Source organism: Parabacteroides sp. ASF519, assembly GCF_000364265.2.
GTDB classification, from domain to species: Bacteria; Bacteroidota; Bacteroidia; order Bacteroidales; family Tannerellaceae; genus Parabacteroides; species Parabacteroides goldsteinii.
In genome coordinates this window covers 4,364,858-4,387,103 of the sequence record NZ_AQFV02000006.1, presented here as the reverse complement: position 1 = coordinate 4,387,103, position 22,246 = coordinate 4,364,858, and the positions used below count along the sequence as shown (strand labels likewise).

The following is a 22,246-nucleotide window of genomic DNA, read 5'->3' as shown; positions in this document are numbered from 1 at the left end:
TATTGAAAATTAATGAAATAGGATATATGATTGTTGACCAGGAACGCAAAGTAATATACTTGCATAACCCGAAGTGCGGCGGAACATTTTTGAGGGATATTTATATCGAGAAGTATGGAAAAACAGATGCTACGAAATGGTGGAAGTTATTTTCCCATCAATACGGAGTTGATTTGGGGCATATAACGTATGATGATTTACCTCGTTTTATACCGGAATGGAAGGATTACAGGATTATTACGATGATACGAAATCCTTATAATCGTTTTTATTCCGGAATAAAGGAACTGAAAAGCCAACTGGTTCCATTTGAGCTTTTTAGCATCAAATGCTCCGGGCATTTGATAGATGAAGAATGGTTGAGTTTGAACAAATTCCAAAAAACATATGAATTTTTGCGAAGTATCTGTCCCGGGACAGATACCCGTCTTCTGGTGAAGCTGAATCTCGCTTCACCAGAAGACACTTGTAAATATATTTCTTCATTGAAGCGTAGTAAACAGGATGTTCTTTTGCGAAACAAAAGAATTCCCTGGATAACTCCCCAAAGTTATTATATGGCAGAGAAAATAGAACTATTATGGTATGAGTCGGAAGACGATTGGGAAAAATTGCTGGACATTTTCGGATTGTCTGCGTATAAAGAGCGTTTGAAAATAGCAAAAGACTATGCGATACCGGACGCTATTTGCGGGATGATTGAAAAGCTTTATCCGGAAGACCGGGAGTTGTTTTCGATGTATGGTGATAAATAATAATAGAAATACTTTATATAAATGAAAATACTACATGTAATTCCTTTCCTGAGTGCTGAAAGCGGAGGACCGGCTGTCAGTACGCTGTTACCGGTCAGGTATTTGAATGGAATGGGGAAGGATATTGAAATTCTGACATTCCGCCCGTCTTCGAGGGAGACTGTGATATCTGATGAATCATTTATCCGTTATCTGCCGGAGTTGAAAGGCTGGCGGGGACGTGCAGGCTATTCTTCCCGTTTAAAGGAGGTGTTGGAGAAAAATGCCGGTACAGATGTTTATCATATACAGGGACTTTGGTTGTATCCGGTTTATTTGACTGCACACATGGCCTCTGAAAAGCGGAAACCCTATATAATCACTTTGCGGGGGATGCTTTATCCTGAAGCACTGAAACAATCAGCCGTTACAAAAAAACTGGCATTATCTTTTTTCCAGCGCCGGCAGTTACAGGAGGCTGCATGTGTGCAGGCCACTTGTGAGGAAGAGATGTACTATTACCGTGAGATGGGGTTTACAAATCCGGTCGCTATTATTCCAAACCCGGTCGAATTAGAACCGGTAGCAGACGCTGTTTCGAAACCGGATGACATCAAACGTTTCGGATACCTCGGTCGTATTCATCCGCGAAAACATATAGAGCGTTTGATCGATTGCTGGCAACGGTTGGACGAACCGGGCGAATTAGTGATAATGGGAAACGGAGAACCTGGCTATGTGGCTTATTTAAAGGAGAAAGTTGAAAAAGCACTGTTGAAACAGGTCCGTTTTACCGGGTTAGTGACGGGGGATGAAAAAAAACGGCTGCTTGCTTCTCTTTCCTGCCTGGTCGTTCCCAGCGACTTTGAAAATTTCGGACGTATTATACCTGAGGCTTTGATGCAGGGAATTCCGGTTATTGCATCGACAGGTACCCCGTGGCGGGAACTTGAAACTTGCCGGTGTGGCTGGTGGGTGAAGAATGATTCGGAGACTTTGACTGATACAATGCGTAAAGTGTTGGCGTGTGATAAAGCCTTGCTGGATGAAATGGGCGAGCGGGGACGGCAACTGGTGTTAAAGAAATATACTGTAGAAAAAGTATCCGGACAACTGGAAGTAATGTACGACTGGGTAACCGGGAAAATAGATAAACCGGATTTTATATATTATTGATGATGAAAATGCAATACACTTTAATCCCTTTTTCAAAGTATGTGTATGCTTTGGTGAGCAGGCAAAAAAACAAAAAAATAGATTTTTTTATTATCGGAGCACAGAAATGCGGAACGACTTCCCTGCATGATTATATGAATCAGCATCCTTTTTGTACGGGCGCTTTGAGAAAAGAAACATTGTTTTTTACGAAGAAATATCGGGGGACGGTGACTCTTGAAAGGTTAGTTGGCCATTTCTCTTTTAAGAAACTGATGAGGAACAGAGGTAAATGCCTGTTTTTCGAGTCTACTCCCGACAATGTGTATGAAGAGGCTGCTCCCGGTCGTATTTATAAATATAACCCGAAAGCAAAATTGATATTTCTGGTTCGCGAACCGGTGAGCCGCGCTATTTCCGAATATAATATGGCATGTAAATACGCAATAGTTAAAAACTTGTGTGTCCGTGAAGACCCTGAACGCGAATATTTTGATTACCTGAGGCAACCGGATAAGTATCCTTTCGAATGGTTCGTCAAGGAAGAATTTCGAAGAATGGAAGAAACCGGTTCCCGCCTGCCTTCGGCATTCCATTATCCTGATTTTATTCGTCATGGCCTGTATAGCGAGCAGCTGGAAAGGTATCTTCAGTATTTCAGTCCGGAGCAAATATTGATTCTGGAAAGTAAAAGTTTGAAAACGGATAAGAGAAATACGTTGTCGGCTATAGAAGATTTTTTGGAACTACCCCATCATGAATGGTCTGAAAAAGACTTGGTAAACTCCAATATTGGAGTTTACACTCGTCAGGTACCTGACGAGTGTAAACTATTCCTAAAAAAATATTTTGAACCGTGGAATGAAAAGTTTTTTGAGTTGATCGGGCGAAGAATGGATTGGTAAAAAGTAGATATAAAATGGATATAAAAATTTCAGTAATAATTCCCATATACAACAGGACTTATTGTTTGGCCCGTTGCCTGGACTCTGTTTTGTTCCAGACATTTACAGATTGGGAATGTATTTTGATAGATGATGGTTCTACCGACGGGAGCTTATCGGTGTGCCGCCATTATGCAGAGACAGACTCCCGTTTCAGGGTATATAGTCAATCGAACAGTGGCGCTTCCGTTGCCCGCAACCGGGGGGTGGAATTGGCCCGGGGACAATACATTGCATTTATCGACAGCGATGATTGGGTGGAAAGGACTTATTTGCAACTATTATATGATGCAGTCGGCGAAGATACAATGTCGTTTTGCGGACAGGATGAATTTGACAGCCAGGGAGTACGAAGCAAGGAGATGCCGGTAAAAAGTGACGAATCGTTTTTGTTGGATAATAGTGGAGCGGACTTGATTGCTTATTATTTTTTTGATTCGAAGCTCTTGTTTGGACCTGTGAATAAATTGTATGCACGAAAGATCATCGAAGACTATCACATTCGTTTCCCTGTCGGTATCGATTGGGGAGAGGATACGATTTTTAATTATACATATTATAGTCATGTCAGTAAGCTGAAAGGTGTGCCTTTTACTTTATATCATGTTATGAAACAAAAGGTTTCATTGACGACAGAGGCGAAATATGATTATTTCCTTTCTGATTCGAGACAAAAAAGATGGGATGGTTTCTCTGATTTTCTACAAAAGAAAGGTCTTAATCATCCCAGGCTGATGCTGGTTGCGGATAATTATTATATCTACCTCTTTTGTGAATCGACCGCCGGTTCGATTTTTGTACACGACCGATTGTCATGGATAGAACGTTATAAACGGATGAGAGGGTTAGTCATGAGTGCCGACCGGAGTAAATTCAAGAAGTATATCATTCGGCCGGGATCATTGGCCTATAAGTCTGTTGCTGTGTATTTCAGACTACCGGTTCTCCTCTTCTTGTTTTATGAAATCAAATATCTCTTTTTGAAAATCAAATAATCTATTAATAAATATTGAAGGATATGAATAAGAATGATTTGGCTAGAGAAATAGCGAGCCGCATGTCGGTAACGGTTACTATGGCTTCTCAATTAGTGGATACCCTGTGTGCCGTAGTTGGAGAATCGATCCGGAAGGATGAGTCTGTGTTGTTACAAAATTTCGGGCACTTTCAACCCTGGCAACAAAAAGAACGTTTCGGACGCAATCCGCGTACGGGTGTGGAATGTCCGATTCGTAAGCGAGTGAGCGTGAAATTTAAACCGGGAAAAGGGTTACTGGAACTATTGAATGAGAAACATGAAGATACAGACATATGTGATTAATTTGAAGCGATCCGCAGATCGCCGGGAGTATATCTTGAAAGAGACCGCCCGGTATGCCTGTATGGATGTCGAGCTGGTGGAAGCGGTAGACGGATACCGGCTTTTACCGGAAGAAACGGAGCGACTGTTTGATGTCAAACGCTTTACTTATCGTTATAAGCGGCATCCGTATCCGGGCGAGGTCGGATGTACCCTGAGCCATCAGGAATGTTATCGCCGGTTATTAAATTCGGACGAAGAGGTCGCATTGATATTGGAAGATGATATTGTTTTTCTTAAACCCGAGCTTGTGGATGCTGTCATGACTGAATGTTGCGAGATGCTGAAAAAAGAGAAAGGCGGTGTATTTATCTATTCTCTTTTGTCGGTGAGTTCTACCAGAGGGAGGGATATGGGAAACGGATATAGTATGTACCGGGTATGGTTCGGACTGGGAACTTATGTCTATCTGATACACCGGAATGTGGCGAAAAAACTGCTGACGGATTTCCCGTCGGTATTGGCTGACGATTATCAGTATATGAATTTGAAAGGAATAAAGGTGTATGGATTATTCCCGCTTTTTTCTACAGGTGACAGTATGGGGACGGATATTCAACAGGGCAAGCAAGATATAGAATACGTGACGGATATCCCCGTGCGCTATAGATTGCAGAATTTCTTCAGAGGCGGTTGCCGGCGATTATTGCTATTATTACATATACTGTCTGTGAGATAACCGATTAATAAAATTAGATATATGAAAATAATCAATTATTTATTTGCTGTATTGTTTTGTTCTCTTTTATTCTCTTCTTGCGGAAAAGTAAAAGATATCGCTTACTTGCAAGGAGATGACCTGTTTAAGCGGATGGATGTCTCCGATTCCGTTGAAATAAAAATCAGGAAAAATGATATTTTGGATATTTCCGTCAGTTGTGCCGAACCTGAATTATTACAGCCGTTTAACAACCTGTCATGGGGAAATAATTATTCCGGAAATTACGGAGCAGGATATAATAACCGTGGTTATCTGGTAGAACAGGACGGGACCATTAATTTCCCTCTGTTGGGAAGGCTCAAAATACAGGGATTGACCCGGCGCCAACTGATAGAGTTGATTCAGGACAAGCTGAAGAAAGGGGATTATATAAAAGATCCGGTAGTAACAGTTCGTTTTCAGAATTTTAGGATACAAGTGTTGGGCGAAGTGAATCGTCCCGGTTCATATAACATCACTTCTGATCAGGTCACTCTGTTCGAGGCTTTGGCGCTTGCCGGTGATTTGACAATCCATGGACGTCGTAACCGGGTTGCCGTGGTCAGGGAAACGGATGGCGTACGGACGATTCTGTATCATGACCTGCGTTCGAGGGATGTTTTCAATTCTCCTGATTTTTATTTGCAGCAGAACGACCTGGTCTATGTGGAACCTAACCGGGTACGGGCGGAAGCAAGTACCCAGAATCAGTTCACCAACGTCGGCACCTGGTTGTCTTTGATTTCGTTCCTGATGTCAACCTGCGTACTTATCTTTAAATAAAATACTTATGAATGATGATAAGCCTTATATAGAAGAATGGCATTTGAAAAGCGAGTTGAATATTCGTAAAGTTTGGGATGTATTGTTGGCCAAATGGCATTGGTTTGCGTTGTCGGTGTTCATCTGTCTGATGCTGGCTTTTGTTTACATACGTACTGTCCCGGTTGTTTATAAGCGGGAAGCTGTCGTCCAGTTAAAAAACACAGCGAAATCGGAGGAAGCCTTCAATGAAAAACAGTTGTTCGAGGATGGCAATAATATCGACGGGGAGATTCTGATTTTTAAATCCCGTTTGTTGATGGGCGAAGTTATACGGCGGTTAGGATTGGATATCAACTATTCTGTGGATGACGGGTTGAAAAGCAGGGATTTATATACCGACTCTCCGGTGGAAATCAGTTTTCCGGATTCTTCTTTTTCCCAACCGGCTGTTTTCTCCGTTATCCCTTTGCCGGAAGGCGGCTTCCGGATAAAAGGACTGGAGGATGATCCGGATGGTGTGATGAAATATACTTTTGGCACGCCGCAGAATAGCCCGCTGGGCAGGATGATTGTCAGGCGTACTTCTTTTTTCAATGACGAATGGCTGGATGTTCCGATACAGGTAACATGTAGCGATCGTAAATCGCTTATCAGTTTATATCTGGACGGGCTCGAAGTCGAGCGGTCGGCTAAAGATGTCAATCTATTGACGCTCACTTACCAGGATACGGATGCAAAGCGGGGAGAGGATATCCTGAATACGTTGATACAAGCGTATGTGGATGAGTCGATGCAGGATAAAAACATGATTATTCGTAGTACGGCACTTTTTATTGACGAACGTTTGCAGTTGATCAATGAAGAATTGGGTGATGTGGAGAATAATATCGAAAACTACCGGAAACAGAATCAATCGGCGGATTTGGCTGAAGAAGCTAAAATCTATCTGGGAAACCGGAACAGGCATGATATGGAGGTCACCGAATTGACCAACCAGAGAGAATTGGTTGAATTGGTGCAGATGTATCTGCATGACCCGTTGAAAAACGAACATTTGCTTCCGGCTAATACCGGTATAACGAGTGTCGGTGTAGAGGGAATGATCGATAAATATAACGCGACATTACTGGAACGGAATAAGTTGACGGTAAATGCAGGTGACAATAGTCCTGCCGTGAAAGAACGAAGCAGCCAATTGGCCTCCTTACGGAATGCTATCGCCCAAAGCCTGAGAAATACAAAAGAGGCGATCGATATGAAGCTGGATTATACCCGTAGAATGCAGATGCTTGAAATCGGGAAGATCAGTAGTATTCCGACTCAGCAGAAATATGTTTTGTCGGTGGAGCGTCAACAGAAAATTAAAGAGGAACTGTTTCTCTATCTGTTGAATAAACGGGAAGAAAACGCCTTGTCGTTGGCTACGGCCGACAGTAATCTGCGTATTGTGGACGGGGCCTATGCGGCCGGAATGGCGGGAGCTAATGCCCTGATCGTTTTGTTGGCTGCCTTTCTGGTTGGTTTATTGGTTCCCGGTTTATGCTTCTATATCCGTCAGTTACTCGATGTAAAAGTACGTGGACGTAGAGATATTGAGGAGAATCTGACCATTCCTTTTCTGGGGGAAATACCTCGTAAATCGAAAAAATCAGGTTTGGTAGTGGTACACGAACAAGGGCGCGACGCTGTTTCGGAGGCGTTCCGTGTCATTCGTTCCAATCTGGACTTTATGCTGAGCAAGAAAGGAGAAGTACAGACGATCATGTTTACTTCATTTAATCCGGGTTCGGGGAAAACTTTTATTTCAGCCAATTTGTCTGTGGCATTAGCATTGGCCGGTAAGCGGGTTATTTTGTTGGAAATGGATATTCGTAAAGGTTCGGCAAAGAGTGGAGATGGAACTGTGCCGGCAGGGATAACTAATTATTTATCCGGCAAGGTGTCGGATGTGAGGGATATTATCCGGAAAAGTGAATGGCATGAAACATTGGATGTTATTACCTCCGGGCCTGTCCCCCCCAATCCGGCAGAATTATTGCTCAGCAATCGTCTGGACATGCTGATGGCGGAATTAAGAAGGGAATATGACTTTATTCTGATAGATACTGTCCCTTACGGAGTAGTGGCGGATGCACAGGTAATTAACCAGGTTGCCGATTTATGTATTTATGTGATTCGTGAAGGACGTTTCGACCGGCGGTTATTGCCGGATGTCGAGAAACTTTATACGGATGGTAGATTGTCACATATGGCTGTTGTTCTGAATGAAGTCAGTTATGAACAGGCTGGGTATTACGGTTATTATGGTTATTATGGCTATGGATACGGAAATAAAAAGGAATAGTGATGAAAATAAAGACTTATATAATAAATATGAAAGAATCTGTCGAACGAAGAGAACGGGTTCTGAAGGAGGTCTCCCGCTATTCTTTCCTGGATATCGAATGGGTGGAGGCTGTGAACGGGAAGCAACTCATGGAGGTACAGATAGGACAGTTATTTGACCGAAAAAGATTTTATTCAAGATATGACCGCGAACCGCTACCTGGAGAAATTGGCTGTACGCTAAGCCATAGGGAGTGCTATCGCAGATTACTTTGGTCGGATTGCAAATATGCGTTGATCTTGGAAGATGATGTTTTTTTTCAGCATCCCGATGATGTTAATTGGATATTTGGAAATATGGATAAAGTAATGATTTCTAATAAAAGTTGTATTATCACACTGGCTTCCCATCAGCTTTATTTCACGAAAGATATTTCTAAGTTAGGAAGTTATTCTTTTTACCGGTTCATAAAAGCCGTGGGAACTTGTGCCTATTTGGTGAACCGGCATGCTGCTGAAAAGTTATTAGCGGTCAACAAACCATTTATTGTTGCCGATGATTTTGAATATATGTTCAGGCATGGGATTTATCTGTTAGGGATATATCCGTATCTGGCATTTGGAGCTTCTTCCGAACAGCTGGTTGAGTCGGAAATAATCCAGGATCGCAAATCATCAGGAATACGAAAGACTTCCTTTAAGTATAGAATGACCAGATTTTTTGATTACAAATTATATGGTTTATTATGGCGGTTGAAAATCGTGAAATTCAGAGTGTAAATGGGCTATCACATTAATTGAAAATGATCGGATGATACGTTTGTTTGCATTATATCTACTTTATTTATTTCAGAAAATCAGATATCTGGGCCGGGTTAATCTGGTCGGGTTCAGCATAATCCTTGCATTCAGGAACTCGTCTATTTCGATCGGTAAAGGGTCCGGACTCTGTAGTACGCCGGTATATAATTTGTTAGGTATGTATCAAAGGACGATACTGGTGGCAAGGCACGGAGGAACTATACATATCGGGGAAAATGTCGGTATATCCGGCTCCACGATTTACGCTATGAAAGAGATACGGATTGGGGATAATACGTTCATAGGGGCCAACTGTAAGATCGTAGATAATGATTTCCATGCATTTGAGCCGGGATTGAATTTTACGACCGATCCTCTTCATCTGAAAATGAAACCGGTTTCGATCGGCGAGAACTGCTTTGTCGGGATGAATTCGATCATTCTGAAAGGAACCGTTATCGGAAAAAACTCGATTATAGGAGCCGGTAGTGTGGTGTGTGGCAAATTTCCGGAAAACGTTGTGATTGCCGGAAATCCAGCCAGGATAATAAAGTATAGGAGTATTGACAGTAAAGAATAATCAGATGAAAATTTCATTTATAGTGGTAGATATCACCGCCAAAGCCGGAACGGAAAGAACGACAACCTTATTAGCAAATACATTGCTGAAAAAGGGCCATGAGGTGCGGATCATTTCTCTATTCCGGCAGAATATATCACCGGCTTTCTTTCTTGAAAAAGAGGTGGATATCGTTTATGTAACCTGTGAATCGTATTCTATTCACAGTCCTTTAATTAAGCGTTTATTACGGATAATCCGGTCTTTCTTTTCTTTTCGCGAAATGATGCGTAAAAATGATTCCGGCCTGTTTATAGGGCAGAATTTCTTAGCCAATCTGTATTTGTATTTTTCAGGTTTTTCGAAAAAGTCGATTGCCTGCGAACATAACTTGTATGATATCTATCCTTCGCCCATTCTTTTTTTTCGGGAATATGTCTATCAGTCGTTTTATAAAATGGTGTCTCTCACCGAGAAGGATGCCGATAAATTCAGACGGAGGCTGAAAAATGTCGAAGTCATACCTAATATGTTGACTTTTACACCAAAAGGGAAAGCTGATCTGACATCAAAAAGAATCCTCTCGATAGGCCGTCTTTCTAACCAGAAAGGATATGACTTATTACTGGAAGCTGTCAAATATATCTGGAAAGATTATCCTGACTGGCATCTGGATATTTTCGGGGAAGGAGAGATGCATGCTTTTTTAGCGGAAAAGATAAAGAGGTATAATATGGAACAATATGTATTCCTGAAAGGGTATACGCAAGATGTAATTTCTGAATATTTGTCTTCTTCCATTTATGTCATGTCTTCCCGTTTTGAAGGTTTTCCAATGAGTCTTTTAGAGGCGACTTCCTGCGGACTACCGGTTGTTTCTTTCGATTGTCCGGAAGGGCCTGCCGATATAATAGGAGAGGATAGAGGAATCCTGGTTCCACCGGAGGATATATCCGGATTAAAGACGGCTTTTATAAAGTTGATGGATAGTCTCGATAGGAGAAATGAGTATGGGGAGAATGGAAGATCGTTCGTACTTCAAAACTATAATTCTGAAGCAGTTTATAAGAAATGGGATATGCTATTCCAATCTTTTGTTAATTCTCAGAGTAAATAGAATATAGGTTCATTATTAATTTAATTCACAATTAACATGAAAACAGCGTTAGTTTGTGGCGCCGGTGGTTTCATCGGTAGCCATATGGTTAAACGCCTCAAAAATGAGGGGTATTGGGTAAAAGGTGTCGATTTGAAGTATCCGGAATTTTCACCGACGGAAGCCGATGATTTTATGATCGGTGACTTACGCGACACGGATGTATGTAACCGTGCCGTCGACCGCAAGTTCGATGAAATCTATCAGTTTGCTGCCGATATGGGGGGCGCCGGTTTTGTTTTTACCGGTGAGAATGATGCCGATATTATGCATAATTCGGTGATGTGTAACATCCATATGATGGATGTGGCTTATAAACGGAATGCGGGAAGAATTTTCTATTCGTCTTCTGCCTGTATCTATCCGGAACGTAACCAGATGGATGCTTTGCATCCGACTACTTCAGAGGATTCGGCTTATCCGGCAGGACCGGACAGCGACTACGGTTGGGAGAAACTATTCAGTGAACGTATGTATATGGCTTACCATCGTAATAAGGGGTTGGATGTACGTATTGCCCGTTTCCATAATATTTTCGGTCCGGAAGGAACCTGGGAGGGCGGACGTGAGAAGTCGCCGGCCGCTTTTTGCCGTAAGGTGGCTGAAACGCCTGATGGCGGAACGATCGAGATGTGGGGGGACGGCAATCAGACCCGTTCGTTTCTTTATATCGATGAATGCCTGGAAGGTGTGCGCCGCCTGATGAGTCAGGATGCGTTTATGGGACCGGTAAATATCGGCTCGGACGAGATGATCAGCATTAATGGCCTGGCGGAAATGGTGATGGATATTGCGGGGAAGAATTTGAGTATAAAACATATTCCCGGTCCGCTGGGAGTTATGGGACGTAACTCGGATAACCGTCTGATTAAGGAGAAACTGGGGTGGGCACCTAACTGGCCGTTGTCTAAAGGGATGGCATTGACCTACCGATGGATAAATGAACAAGTACAGAAAAAGAATAAATGAAAATAGTCTGTATCTCACAGGTCTACTGGCCGGACACTGCTTCCGTGGCACAACATTTGGTTGATTTGCTGCAAGCTCTGTCCGACCACGGACATGATGTGACTGTCATCACCAGCCGTCATAATTATGAGCATCCGGAAATAATGTATCCGGCTATGGAACATCATAACGGAGTCCGCATTCACCGTCTGTCTAATACCGGGTTCGGTAAAAAGACGAAGCTGGGACGTTTGGCGGATTTCCTGAGTTTCAATGTTCTGATAAGTTGTAAATTATTATTATTAAAACGGTCTGAATGCGATGCGATGATAGGGTTAACGAGTCCGCCTTTGTTATCGTATCTTGGGATAAGAGCAGCGAAAATGAAAAATATACGTTTTGTATATTGGACAATGGATCTGCAGCCGGAGTTATCGTTGGTAGCCGGTTATATGAAAGCCGGTTCTATTCCTGCGAAAAGCATGCAGAAATGCGGGGATTATGTCTTTCATCAGTCTGATAAAATTATTGTATTGGATGATTATATGAAGCAGCATATCAACCGGCGTTTACACACAGAAAAGTCCGGAATAGATGTGATTCCCGTGTGGCCGGTTATGACGGCTGTTTTTGAAGGTGGACGAATGGAGAATCCGTTCCGGATAGAAAACGGTTTTGGGGACAGGATCGTGATTATGTATTCCGGTAATCATTCTGTCATGCATCCGTTGACTACGTTACTGGATGCTGCGGTCAGGCTGAAAGAGGATGGGCGTTTTTTGTTTGTTCATATTGGAGGCGGAGTCCGTCTGCAGGAAGTACGTGAATACAAAGAAAAATACCGGTTGGATAATATCCTGATTTTACCTTATCAACCGCGTGAAAAGATTCATTTGTCATTAGGTTCGGCAGATATCCAGGTGGTTTCTTTAGGGGAAGGTTGTGTCGGTTTTACGCATCCGAATAAGATCTATGGAGCGATGTTCATTAGTAAGCCTGTATTGTATATCGGCCCTGAGCAATCCCATATAACGGATATTTTGTGTCGTTGTCCCGGAAATATTTCCGTCTCCCATGGTGAGTCGGATTTGTTGGTGCAGAAAATAGTGGCTTTTGCCGAAATGGATGAATCCGAACGTAGCCGGGTTGGAATACGGAACCGGAGATATGCGGAAACTTATTTGCGTCCGGATATTTTATTGGAGAAAATGATAGGCTCGATAGAGTCTGAGTTTTTATAATATTAATGGAAAGAATATATGATTTATTCTGTTTTATCGGATAGATTGGGTAATATTTTATTTGAGATTGCAGCGGGTATTTCGTTGGCAAGGCGGTTGAATGTCCCTTTTAAAGCTTTTGTCGGGCAGGAGGACTATCGGTATGTTGAGTATGTTCTTCAGTACAAAAAATCAATCTTACGTAAGATTGATTTTGCGGAAAGTCTTCCGCAAAATCAAAAAGTATATAATGAACCGTTTTTTCATTATCGGGCATTACCGGATGAGAAGGATTTGACAGTTTATGGATATTTTCAGTCAGAGAAATATATTGATAAAGATTTTATCCGGGAATTATTTGCTATAGATGAGGAAACGAAATTGTATATAAGACATAAATATCAGGATATACTGAATAAAAAACCGGTTTCTGTGCATGTCCGGAGAGGAGATTATATGCAATCGAAATTGTATTATGCTGTTTGTCCGGTCAGATATTATAAAAAAGCAATGCGATTATTTTCACCAACGACTGATTATTTGATTTTTAGCGATGACATAGACTGGTGTAAAAAACATTTTAAGGGGAAGCATTTTTATTTTTCTGAAAATGAATCACCATCAGTCGATTTGTATCTGCAAAGTTTTTGCAGGCATCATATCATCAGTAATTCCACGTTTGCCTGGTGGGGAGCCTGGTTGGATTCGTCTCCGGATAAACGGGTTATCTGTCCTGAATCATGGTTTGAAATACTTTATAGGGCTAATGATATAAAAGATTTATATCCGGAGGAATGGAGCAAATTGCGGATTCGCAAGACTATTTTCGAATGGATAGATTTATATATGTATGCTATAAGTCATTATCGTTATGTGTATTATAAAAAAATAAAAAAACTTATAGCCAAGTTATTCATATGAGAATCGGGATATTATATATCTGTACGGGACGTTACTCTATCTTTTGGAAGAAATTTTATCAGAGTACTGAAAAGTCTTTTATGCAGGGGCTCCCCTGCATCCGTGAATACTACGTGTTCACGGACAATCCATGCTTATATGGAGAAAAAAAGAATAAGCGTATCCATCGTATTTATCAGGAAAATCTAGGATGGCCCGATAATACGTTGATGCGTTTCAGTATGTTTTTAAAAATAAAGGAACGGCTGGAAAAGGAAACGGATTATCTTTATTTTTTCAATGCCAATATGGTTATACGGGAGAAGATCGGTAAAGAGTTTTTACCGGAGGAAAGTTCCAACGGATTGGTCGGGCTAATACATTCTGGGGGTTATGATCGTGAGGTGAACGAATTCACCTATGACCGGAATGAAAAATCGACAGCTTATATTCCTTACGGAGAAGGCCGTTATTATTATGCCGGTGGGTTAAACGGCGGTAGGACTCCTGCCTTTTTGAAGATGGCGGAGACTCTCAGGGATAATACGGAAGAAGACAAAAGAAACGGAGTGATGGCTCTTTGGCATGATGAATCGCATATCAACCGTTATTTTTTAGATCATCCGCCTTATTCATTAACTCCGGCTTACTGTTATCCGGAGGGCTGGAACATGCCTTTCCCGCAGATTATACTTTTATTGGATAAAAGCTTTATCTGTGGCGGTCATAAATATTTACGCGGAGGTAAAAGGAATTTCCATGATTACACGAGTTATTTGAAGCGCAGTTTGGTGAGGTTTGCCAGAAAGGTTATAGGGGTATTGCGTGGTTTTGGTCTTTAGTCGGATACTTTAATAAATGAATACTTATTTGTATAACCTTGGATTTAGTGCATTTGTACTTTTAATCATCTATAAATCCGATGGATATTTGTGAAAAGTTAAGTTTGTACTATAACGTACCGGTGAAACCTGGAGAAACTTTGCTTTTTTTGATGAAGTACAAATGTGTATACCAGCTATTTCTTCTTTGCATTAGGAAATAAAATAATGTCGATGACGATCTGAACATTTTTCATAAAATAAACGCAGGTTGTGCAACTAGGATATCCAATTTGATTATTCTATCTTTGTACAACCTGTTTTATTTATAGATGGGTTGTGTCTTATTGTTGAATTAAAATTTAATAGATAATTATGGATACCCCGAGATACAAAACGATTATCAGCGTATTGAACTCTTCTAATGAAGGATTCGACGAATATATAGAAATGAGTAAAAGAATCAGCCTGTTTGTGGAGACAGACGGGGCGAGTGAGGCTAATGGCATGATGGAGGAAAGCTATGTTGCCCAGTATACCGTACTTCAGGACATACTTTATAAACAGGCGTTGGAAAAGAAAAAGAACGAATCGTGTTGATGCGGTTCGTCAGGATCGACTTGCAGAAAGGGGATATCTTTGAAATAGTTATTGATTAGAAAAAAACATTCACTAAATTAGTGAATAATACTTTTGTTGTATTATCTTTGTAGAAACAAACAGAACTATGACTATAGAATACGAAAAAGATTATTTGAAAGAACTATATGAAAGTGGTAAATGTAAAAACAAGAAATATCGTTTTGATGCTGCTGTCATTAAAAAATATCAAAAACGTATTGATACATTAATGGCTGCTACACGAATTGAGGATTTGTTTGTTTTGAACTCTTTAAATATTGAAGCTCTTCAAGGATTAAAGGATCATTTTTCTATACGAATAGATTACCATTATCGGTTAGAATTTAAAATTCGTACAGATGCAGCAGAAGTCATATTAACTGTTTGTATAGTAACAGATATAACTAATCATTATCAATAATAGGTATGGATACAATAAAAAGATTACCGACTCATCCGGGGGATGTGTTAAAAGAAGAATTGGAATTCCGTAAGATTTCTCAAAAGAAGTTCTCGGACTTGTTAGGAGTACCTTATACAATGTTGAATGAAATATTGAATGGTAAACGTTCTGTTACCAGTGATTTTGCATTAATGGTAGAAGCTGCTTTAGGTATTAATCCTGAATTACTTATTAATATGCAAACACGTTATAATATGGCTTTAGCCCGTGAAAAGAGCAATCTTTCTGAACGGTTGAAAGAAATACGGACAATTTGTGCATCGTTATTATAGTATAAGCTAAAGTCTGATGCCGGATTAATCCAGCATCAGACTCATATATGATTCCCGGTTCGGGTATCCCATAACGATCCGGGTGAGTGTCTGGATGTCCATATCCTTCAGATTCTGTTCTGTAAACGGACTGTCTTTATGGGTGGACAGCCAATGATGTATCAGGCGCTCGGTGTCGATTACGCGGGCCATTCCGACCGGACGGGTTGCCGGTACGACCGGAGGTGTTTTATAGATAGCTTTATTCACGTTGTTTTGCAAAGTGGCCTCTTGCAGTAAGAGGTTGGCTACCCGGTCGTCATCATAAACAAACTCTTTTACGTAGACCTGTTTCTTATCTTCGGAAAGTCCGGGTGTATGATCCGGCGGAAGAGTGAAGGCCATCCCTATCGGTTGGTCTTTTTCGTTTAATGCTGTCAGCATTTGTCCGCCATCCAGTTGCAGGTCGCGAAGAATGGTGACAAAGTCATCTTTGGTGTGGAGGACACAACATTGTCTTTCGCGGATTTTACGGTTGAAATAGTCGTACAGTTGATCCAGGGAAGGAACTTCCGGTGGTACAACGGTTATCTGAGGAGCGTAGACCGGTATTTCCGGACGTATATACGTATCCTCGGAGTAGTCGAACGTTTCCGTGTATCCCAGTTCCCGGTAGTAATCGAATAACCAGGGATCGGCAGGAATCAGTGCCGCTACGGCAACCGAACGGTATTTCATTTCATCGAAAGCCTTTTGCATCAGTTGTTTCATCAGGCCTTTTCCACGCATGGAAGGCAGGGTACAAGCTCCGGAAATATAGGCTACGGATATTTCCGTACCATAATAAGTCATGGTATAAGGCAGCATCTGCAAGGCAGATACTACCTGTCCGTCCTTTTCGATGACCAGTGTATTTTCTTCTTTGTATACCCGGTCGAAATAAAGGCGTATGAACTCTTCCGTATCATTGAAGGAGAGACGCCACAGATCGATTATTTGCTGCTTGTTCATCTTGTTTGTTGTTTTGCGTTTTCTTAATCGCGGCATTCTTTTCCAATAGTATGACCGGGTTATAAGAAAGTTTTGCTTGACGCAATCCCGGGATGCCGAGGTCTTCTTCGCGGTTGACGTAGACGAACTCTTCCGGTAGGCGTGAAGCGAATTCCTGATTGATAACAGTGTAAGCGCCTTCATAGTTCACATCTGCCTTTTCCACATGCACGCCGAAGGTGTCGTGATTGATCTGTGCACCGAAGGTGAAAGCTATTACTTTGCCGTCCACCAGCAATGCTCCTCCGAGCAGGCCCAGTTCGTTGTAATGGTTGAGCGCGTAAGTCATCGAAATACGTTCGAAGTTCAGGTCTTCCGCATCATCTTCCGTCTCATTGGCTTTGTACCATTTACATTCCAGCTTTAAGCATTGCGGAATCAGTTCCGGAGTGATGGGGGCGTATTCGTATTCATATCTTTTCTTGAAATTATTGATATGGTTACGCTTGGATTGGAACTTCTTGCCTTTCAACAATGCCAGGTCTTCACGCAGATAGATATAATCGAAATAATCGCGTTCGGGGATATAGAAAAATCCTCCGGGCAGCGCTTCCTCCAGGATGTCTTTGGCATCCGGTGTGACGCCTAGCATACAGAGCGGGTGTCCGTGTTCCAGTGAATCGGCTTCGAGTAACTCCAACGCGTGTTTCAGGTCTCCTTTTCCGGCAGGTGTCATATAGACCAACCGGCTTTTATCTTCTATCCAGAAACGGATCAGCAGGAAACCGTCGACAACGGCAAACTCCGTGTCGTACAGGAAACGCCAGCTACAGATATTGGCAAACGAGTAATCGCAATTGCGATAATTGTGAGGATAGATAAATGACGTAATAAGTTCTTTATCCTCTATTGTAATTGGTTTAAAAGGAATCTTCATACTTTTCTTTTTGTCGTACAAATATAAAACTAATAAATGTCCGTTAATGTTTAAAACGGAAATAATAAAGGCAGCACAAATATCATAATAATTCCCATAATAATTTGCAGCGGGAGCCCGACTTTTACGTAATCCATGAAAGTATATTTACCGGCCGACATCACAAGCGCATTGGGCGGTGTAGAGAACGGCGAGGCAAAACACATGCTGGCACCTACCGTAACGGCAAGCAGGAACGGGTAGGGGCTTACACCGATGGATATGGCAGACTGTAATGCGATGGGGGCTACGAGTACGGCTGTTGCCGTATTACTGATAAACATCGTCAGCAACGAAGTCGTGAAATAGATCCCTGCCATCAGGACCAACGGACCGTAATTGCCCAGTCCTCCGACAAGTCTTTCGGAAATAAGCGATGATGCTCCTGTTTTCTCCAATGCCAGCGACATCGGCAGCATGGCGGCTATCAGGACGATACTTTCCCAATTGATTGTCTTGTAGGCATCTTCCACATTCCGGAAGCATCCGGTCAGTACCATCAGTATGGCGGCTATCAATACGGCAGCGACCGGAGGGATAGGGATAAAGTCGAATACCATGGCGGCGATCATCAGGACCATGATACCGGCTGCAACGGGGGCTTTATAATCGAGTGTCACTTTGGAGGCCTCTTCGACAGGCTGGCCGAGTACTACCCATTGTGACTGCTTCTTGCTCATACGGGCAATATCGTCCCAGGTTCCTTGTATCAGCAGGATATCGCCGGCATGCATCTTTATATCTTTCACATCGGAAAGGATATATTCGTTTCCGCGTTCTATTCCCAGAATGTTTACGGAGTATTTATCACGGAAGCCGGAGTCTTTAACGGCTCTGTTGATCAGTTTGGAGTCGGGCATCAAGAGGACTTCGGCAATACCGATTTCGCGAACGCTCAGTTTCTCGTTATCTCTGGTAAATTCCGAAACTTTCGATTCCGTCAGGTCCAGCCGGTTTTCTTTTACGAATTTGTCAATATTATGGTAGTCTCCGAATACATATAATATATCTTCTTCCTGAATATCCGTTTCGGGGCCTGCCAGTTTCTGGTCGACTGTCTTCATGAAGCGGCTTTGTGAGGAAGACTTGCGCCGTATTTCCAGAATGGTGAGGTTGTAGAGGCTGGTGATATTTAATTCATGCAGTTTCTTATTCTTTACCAATGAGTCTTTGTGAACACGTACACGGTACAGGTTATCGGAAAGGCTGTATTTTTTTGACAGTTCCTGGGGTGAACGTCCGGTAGATGTATCATTCTTTTTGGTATCTTCTTTCTTTGACAGAAACCATTTGCTGAGTGGGATCAGAACAATGAGGCCTACCGTTATACAGACTATACCGATCGGGGTGAACGAGAAAAAAGAGAGAGCATTGTATCCGGCATTGGAAAGAGCTTCCTGCACCACAAGGTTAGGAGGCGTACCGATCAGGGTGGCCATGCCTCCCATACTACTTGCAAATGCAAGCGGCATAAGGAAACGGCTCGGACTGATGTTGGCATTGACTGCCATACTGACAACAATAGGGAGCATCAGCGCGACTGTCCCGGTGTTGCTGACGAATGCGCCGATAAAAGCTGTCACCAGCATGATTAATATGAATAGCTTGATTTCGCTCGTACCTGCCAGATGAAGTATTTTACTGCCGATCATTTTTGCCAGTCCGGTTTTGAAGATAGCTCCGCCTACGACAAACAAACCGACCATCATGATGACAACGGAATTGGAGAAACCGGAAAGCGCTTCCTCCGGTGTGAGGATATTAAACACCATTAACAAGACCAGTGCACAAAGTGCAACAAGGTCTGAACGTATTTTCCCATTGACAAAAAAGACTGCCGACAGGGCCAGAATAATAAGAGTTGTTATCATAAAATGTACTTAAAATGGTTTTTACTGAAACGAATTCCTCCAGTATAGTTAACTGAAAAAGACACCCATATGTTTACCCGATACTTCAATTTTTATGCAAAAATAGTAGAAAACGGAATACAACCTACATAAATAATTGCATGGCAGTAATGAATATACTATCTTCGCGAAATTGTTAACAACGACTGATGTAAAGAAATGAAGAAGTGTTTTTGTCTCATTGTGGCCTTATTGTGTTTTAGTCTGTCTGTAACTGCCGCTCCGTTAACCCGTATCAAAGGGAAAATTGTGGATGCCGGAACAAATAAGCCTTTGGATTTTGCAGACGTTCTCCTTTTTAAAAAGGGAGATGATAATCCTGTGTTTCATGCTTTGCCCGATATGGACGGAAGTTTTGGAATTGCAGATGTGAAGAACGGGGAATACAGCCTGATGATCCGGTTGGTCGGCTACGATTTGTTTACCCGGCAGAATATTGTGCTCGCATCATCGTCGGAAATAGTCGACTTGGGTACGATTCCTATGAAACCGCTTGAAGTCGGGCTTGCCGAGGTGGAAGTCGTGGCGCAAAAGAAACAGGTCATCTATAAACTGGACAAGAAGGTGATCGAGGCCTCTTCGAATATGCTGGCAAGCGGAGGAACGGCTGTCGACATTCTGGAGAATACGCCGTCTATCCGCGTGGATGCCGAGGGCGAAGTATCTTTCCGTGGAAGTACGGGGTTTATGGTATATGTAGACGGTAAGCCGAGCGTGTTCAGTGGGACACAGGCTCTGGAACAGATCCCTTCCGGCCATATTGAAAATATCGAGATCATAACGACTCCTTCCGCTCGCCATGATACAGGGGGCGATGTCGGAATCATCAATATCATTACAAAGAAGCACGCACAGCATGGATTCAGCGGAATGGTCAACCTGACTGGTAGCACATTTTTGTCGAGAGGGGTGGATTTCCTGCTGACGCAACAGAACAAATCATCCCGCTGGTATTTTGGCGGAGGCTGGACCGACCGTTTGCGGAAAAGTGATTTTGACCAGGAAAAGACTACGATCGTTGCCGATACCGCAACGACATCCCATTCGAACGGTCCTCGTGAAAGTAATAATTTCAACTATTCCCTGAAAGCCGGCTGGATGTATACATTACCTCATACGACGTTCAATGTTGATCTGGAAGGTGGTTATGGCGGTCGTACCCGTACCGGCGACCTGGATTATACGGAGGAACGGGTGGTCGGCAGCCAGCCTTTTGCCAATGGCGATTATTATAGTCGCGACGATTATGACTTGCATGAAACATATTTTCAGGGGAGTGTCGGTTTCGACCATAAGTTTAATGATGAGGGGCATCAGCTGACCGGTAGTTTTTATCTGAAATATGGGGGGAATGCCATGGAGTATTTCCAGAGCGACTTGTTTAATAAAAAGAATGAGCGCGAACAAGGGCACCGTGCCTGGGAGGACGAACATCGCTGGACGGTTCGTGGTAATATGGATTATATCTATCCGTATAGCAAGACCGGCCATATTGAAGCGGGTTACCAGTATTTCTCTTACCTGGAGGATGGCGATTACAGCATGCAGTTCTGGAGTCCTGAAAAGCAGGAGTTTTATTGGCGGGATGATATCTACAATACTTTCTATTTCCAGCACGGGATCAATTCGATCTATGCGATTGTCGGCGACAGCTATAAATCGTTCGATTTCCAGGCTGGTGTAAGAGGGGAGCATACGCATCGTGTGCTTCGCAGTTCCATTCCCGGTAAAGACTGTGAATATAATAAGTTTGAGTTTTTCCCTTCGGTACATCTGGGATATACGTTCCCGAAAGATCATAAGCTGATGGCTTCCTATTCACGACGTATCACACGGCCGGAACTTTTTTTTATGGAACCTTATATTACCTATCGCGATTATTATTCGGCAGAAATCGGTAATCCGGATATCCGTTCGGAATATATCAACTCTTTCGAACTTAATTATAAGAAGAATATCGGTGAGCATACGGTTTCCGCTACGGTTTTCCATCGTAGCCGGAAAGATAAGATCGAGCGTTTGCGCGTTCCTTATGAAGCGGGTGTGACGTTGGACTCGATGGCGAATGTCGGTCACGATTATTCGACCGGACTGGAGTTGAGTGGCCAGGTTCAGCTTACCCGTTGGTGGAATGTGAACCTGAATGGTAGCCTGTATCATTACAAAGTAAAGAACCAGTACAAACTGAACGGAACGAACGAGAAGAGCACGAATTACGATATTATCTGGAATAATGCCTTCGACCTGGGCAAATCGACCCGTATCCAGTTGGACGGTAATTTTGTCGGCCCTTCCGTGACTACGCAGGGGCGGACCGATGCTTTCTGGTATGTGAACCTGGCTCTCCGGCAGCAATTGATGAACCGCAAATTGTCTGCTACGCTGGCTTTCCGCGATGTCTTCAATTCGGCCCGTTATGTCAGCAAGATCACCACATCCGACCTGCAATCCATCACCCGGATCCGTCCGAACTATCCGCTTATCACGTTGACGTTAAGCTATACATTTAATAATTTCAAGACAAAAACAACTCAGCGAAAGGAGGATCACGACTTGTTCGAAGGAACGAATCATTAATTGATATATTGGAATAAAAGGTAAGCATTCCCATCAAAGATCGTAACCTGCTTTCCGAAATTGTCCGCAA

22 protein-coding genes are annotated in these 22,246 nt (G+C 42.5%); 19 read left to right on the top strand and 3 right to left on the bottom strand.

Annotation, left to right across the window (positions count from 1 at the left end; all coding sequences use genetic code 11):
- Window positions 1–26 precede the first annotated feature (26 nt).
- The 18 genes from C825_RS17400 to C825_RS17315 all read left to right on the top strand — a co-directional run bounded on the left by C825_RS17400 (window position 27) and on the right by C825_RS17315 (window position 15,744).
- The gene (locus C825_RS17400) at window positions 27–755 is read left to right on the top strand and encodes a sulfotransferase family 2 domain-containing protein (protein ID WP_007659202.1); all 729 of its coding nucleotides are present in this window, start codon (window positions 27–29) and stop codon (window positions 753–755) included.
- 21 nt (window positions 756–776) lie between these two features.
- On the top strand, window positions 777–1,910 hold the full coding sequence (locus C825_RS17395) for a glycosyltransferase (protein WP_010803432.1): 1,134 nt from the start codon (window positions 777–779) through the stop codon (window positions 1,908–1,910).
- A gap of 8 nt (window positions 1,911–1,918) precedes the next feature.
- Window positions 1,919–2,794: a sulfotransferase domain-containing protein gene (locus tag C825_RS17390; RefSeq protein WP_121719548.1), complete on the top strand. Its 876-nt coding sequence runs from the start codon at window positions 1,919–1,921 to the stop codon at window positions 2,792–2,794.
- 14 nt (window positions 2,795–2,808) lie between these two features.
- Entirely contained in the window at window positions 2,809–3,828 is a 1,020-nt protein-coding gene (locus C825_RS17385) for a glycosyltransferase (protein WP_010803430.1), read from the top strand.
- A gap of 23 nt (window positions 3,829–3,851) precedes the next feature.
- A complete protein-coding gene (locus tag C825_RS17380) occupies window positions 3,852–4,154 on the top strand; it encodes an HU family DNA-binding protein (RefSeq protein ID WP_010803429.1) in 303 nt (100 codons plus the stop codon).
- On the top strand, window positions 4,129–4,872 hold the full coding sequence (locus C825_RS17375; protein ID WP_010803428.1) for a glycosyltransferase family 25 protein: 744 nt from the start codon (window positions 4,129–4,131) through the stop codon (window positions 4,870–4,872). Before C825_RS17380 ends, C825_RS17375 begins: the two co-directional genes overlap by 26 nt.
- Window positions 4,873–4,893: 21 nt before the next feature.
- Complete coding sequence (locus tag C825_RS17370; protein WP_010803427.1) at window positions 4,894–5,676, top strand: polysaccharide biosynthesis/export family protein; 783 nt, start codon at window positions 4,894–4,896, stop codon at window positions 5,674–5,676.
- Window positions 5,677–5,683: 7 nt separating this feature from the next.
- Window positions 5,684–8,002 (top strand): GumC family protein, encoded by a 2,319-nt coding sequence (locus C825_RS17365; protein ID WP_010803426.1) that lies wholly within the window; start codon window positions 5,684–5,686, stop codon window positions 8,000–8,002.
- Window positions 8,003–8,004: 2 nt separating this feature from the next.
- Window positions 8,005–8,763 (top strand): glycosyltransferase family 25 protein, encoded by a 759-nt coding sequence (locus tag C825_RS17360; RefSeq protein ID WP_010803425.1) that lies wholly within the window; start codon window positions 8,005–8,007, stop codon window positions 8,761–8,763.
- A gap of 31 nt (window positions 8,764–8,794) precedes the next feature.
- Window positions 8,795–9,364 (top strand): acyltransferase, encoded by a 570-nt coding sequence (locus C825_RS17355; protein ID WP_010803424.1) that lies wholly within the window; start codon window positions 8,795–8,797, stop codon window positions 9,362–9,364.
- A gap of 4 nt (window positions 9,365–9,368) precedes the next feature.
- Window positions 9,369–10,460, top strand: a complete 1,092-nt coding sequence (locus C825_RS17350) for a glycosyltransferase family 4 protein (RefSeq protein WP_010803423.1) — start codon at window positions 9,369–9,371, stop codon at window positions 10,458–10,460.
- Between the two features lie 36 nt (window positions 10,461–10,496).
- Window positions 10,497–11,468 (top strand): NAD-dependent epimerase/dehydratase family protein, encoded by a 972-nt coding sequence (locus C825_RS17345; RefSeq protein ID WP_010803422.1) that lies wholly within the window; start codon window positions 10,497–10,499, stop codon window positions 11,466–11,468.
- On the top strand, window positions 11,465–12,688 hold the full coding sequence (locus C825_RS17340; RefSeq protein WP_007659220.1) for a glycosyltransferase family 4 protein: 1,224 nt from the start codon (window positions 11,465–11,467) through the stop codon (window positions 12,686–12,688). Before C825_RS17345 ends, C825_RS17340 begins: the two co-directional genes overlap by 4 nt.
- 18 nt (window positions 12,689–12,706) lie before the next feature.
- Window positions 12,707–13,588 carry an alpha-1,2-fucosyltransferase gene (locus C825_RS17335; RefSeq protein ID WP_007659222.1) on the top strand — a complete coding sequence of 294 codons (882 nt, stop codon included), beginning with the start codon at window positions 12,707–12,709 and terminating at the stop codon, window positions 13,586–13,588.
- Window positions 13,585–14,409: a family 6 glucosyltransferase gene (locus tag C825_RS17330; RefSeq protein WP_010803421.1), complete on the top strand. Its 825-nt coding sequence runs from the start codon at window positions 13,585–13,587 to the stop codon at window positions 14,407–14,409. The genes C825_RS17335 and C825_RS17330 overlap by 4 nt, the downstream gene beginning before the upstream one ends.
- A 354-nt stretch (window positions 14,410–14,763) precedes the next feature.
- Complete coding sequence (locus C825_RS17325) at window positions 14,764–14,988, top strand: hypothetical protein (protein ID WP_007659224.1); 225 nt, start codon at window positions 14,764–14,766, stop codon at window positions 14,986–14,988.
- A gap of 127 nt (window positions 14,989–15,115) precedes the next feature.
- Window positions 15,116–15,430 carry a type II toxin-antitoxin system RelE/ParE family toxin gene (locus C825_RS17320; protein ID WP_010803420.1) on the top strand — a complete coding sequence of 105 codons (315 nt, stop codon included), beginning with the start codon at window positions 15,116–15,118 and terminating at the stop codon, window positions 15,428–15,430.
- 5 nt (window positions 15,431–15,435) lie between these two features.
- Window positions 15,436–15,744 carry a HigA family addiction module antitoxin gene (locus tag C825_RS17315; protein WP_007659226.1) on the top strand — a complete coding sequence of 103 codons (309 nt, stop codon included), beginning with the start codon at window positions 15,436–15,438 and terminating at the stop codon, window positions 15,742–15,744.
- 24 nt (window positions 15,745–15,768) lie between these two features.
- Here C825_RS17315 and C825_RS17310 read toward each other — a convergent pair whose 3' ends face one another.
- The 3 genes from C825_RS17310 to C825_RS17300 are packed head-to-tail and all read right to left on the bottom strand — an operon-like array spanning window position 15,769 to window position 19,560.
- Entirely contained in the window at window positions 15,769–16,734 is a 966-nt protein-coding gene (locus C825_RS17310) for a GNAT family N-acetyltransferase (RefSeq protein WP_010803419.1), read from the bottom strand.
- Window positions 16,688–17,650 carry a DUF2156 domain-containing protein gene (locus tag C825_RS17305; RefSeq protein ID WP_010803418.1) on the bottom strand — a complete coding sequence of 321 codons (963 nt, stop codon included), beginning with the start codon at window positions 17,648–17,650 and terminating at the stop codon, window positions 16,688–16,690. The genes C825_RS17310 and C825_RS17305 overlap by 47 nt, the downstream gene beginning before the upstream one ends.
- A 50-nt stretch (window positions 17,651–17,700) precedes the next feature.
- Window positions 17,701–19,560, bottom strand: coding sequence for an SLC13 family permease (locus tag C825_RS17300; RefSeq protein ID WP_010803417.1), 1,860 nt, complete (start codon window positions 19,558–19,560; stop codon window positions 17,701–17,703).
- A 198-nt stretch (window positions 19,561–19,758) separates the two neighbouring features.
- On the opposite strand from C825_RS17300, the gene C825_RS17295 reads away from it, so the two are divergent.
- A complete protein-coding gene (locus C825_RS17295) occupies window positions 19,759–22,176 on the top strand; it encodes a TonB-dependent receptor (RefSeq protein WP_010803416.1) in 2,418 nt (805 codons plus the stop codon).
- The last annotated feature ends 70 nt before the right edge of the window (window positions 22,177–22,246 follow it).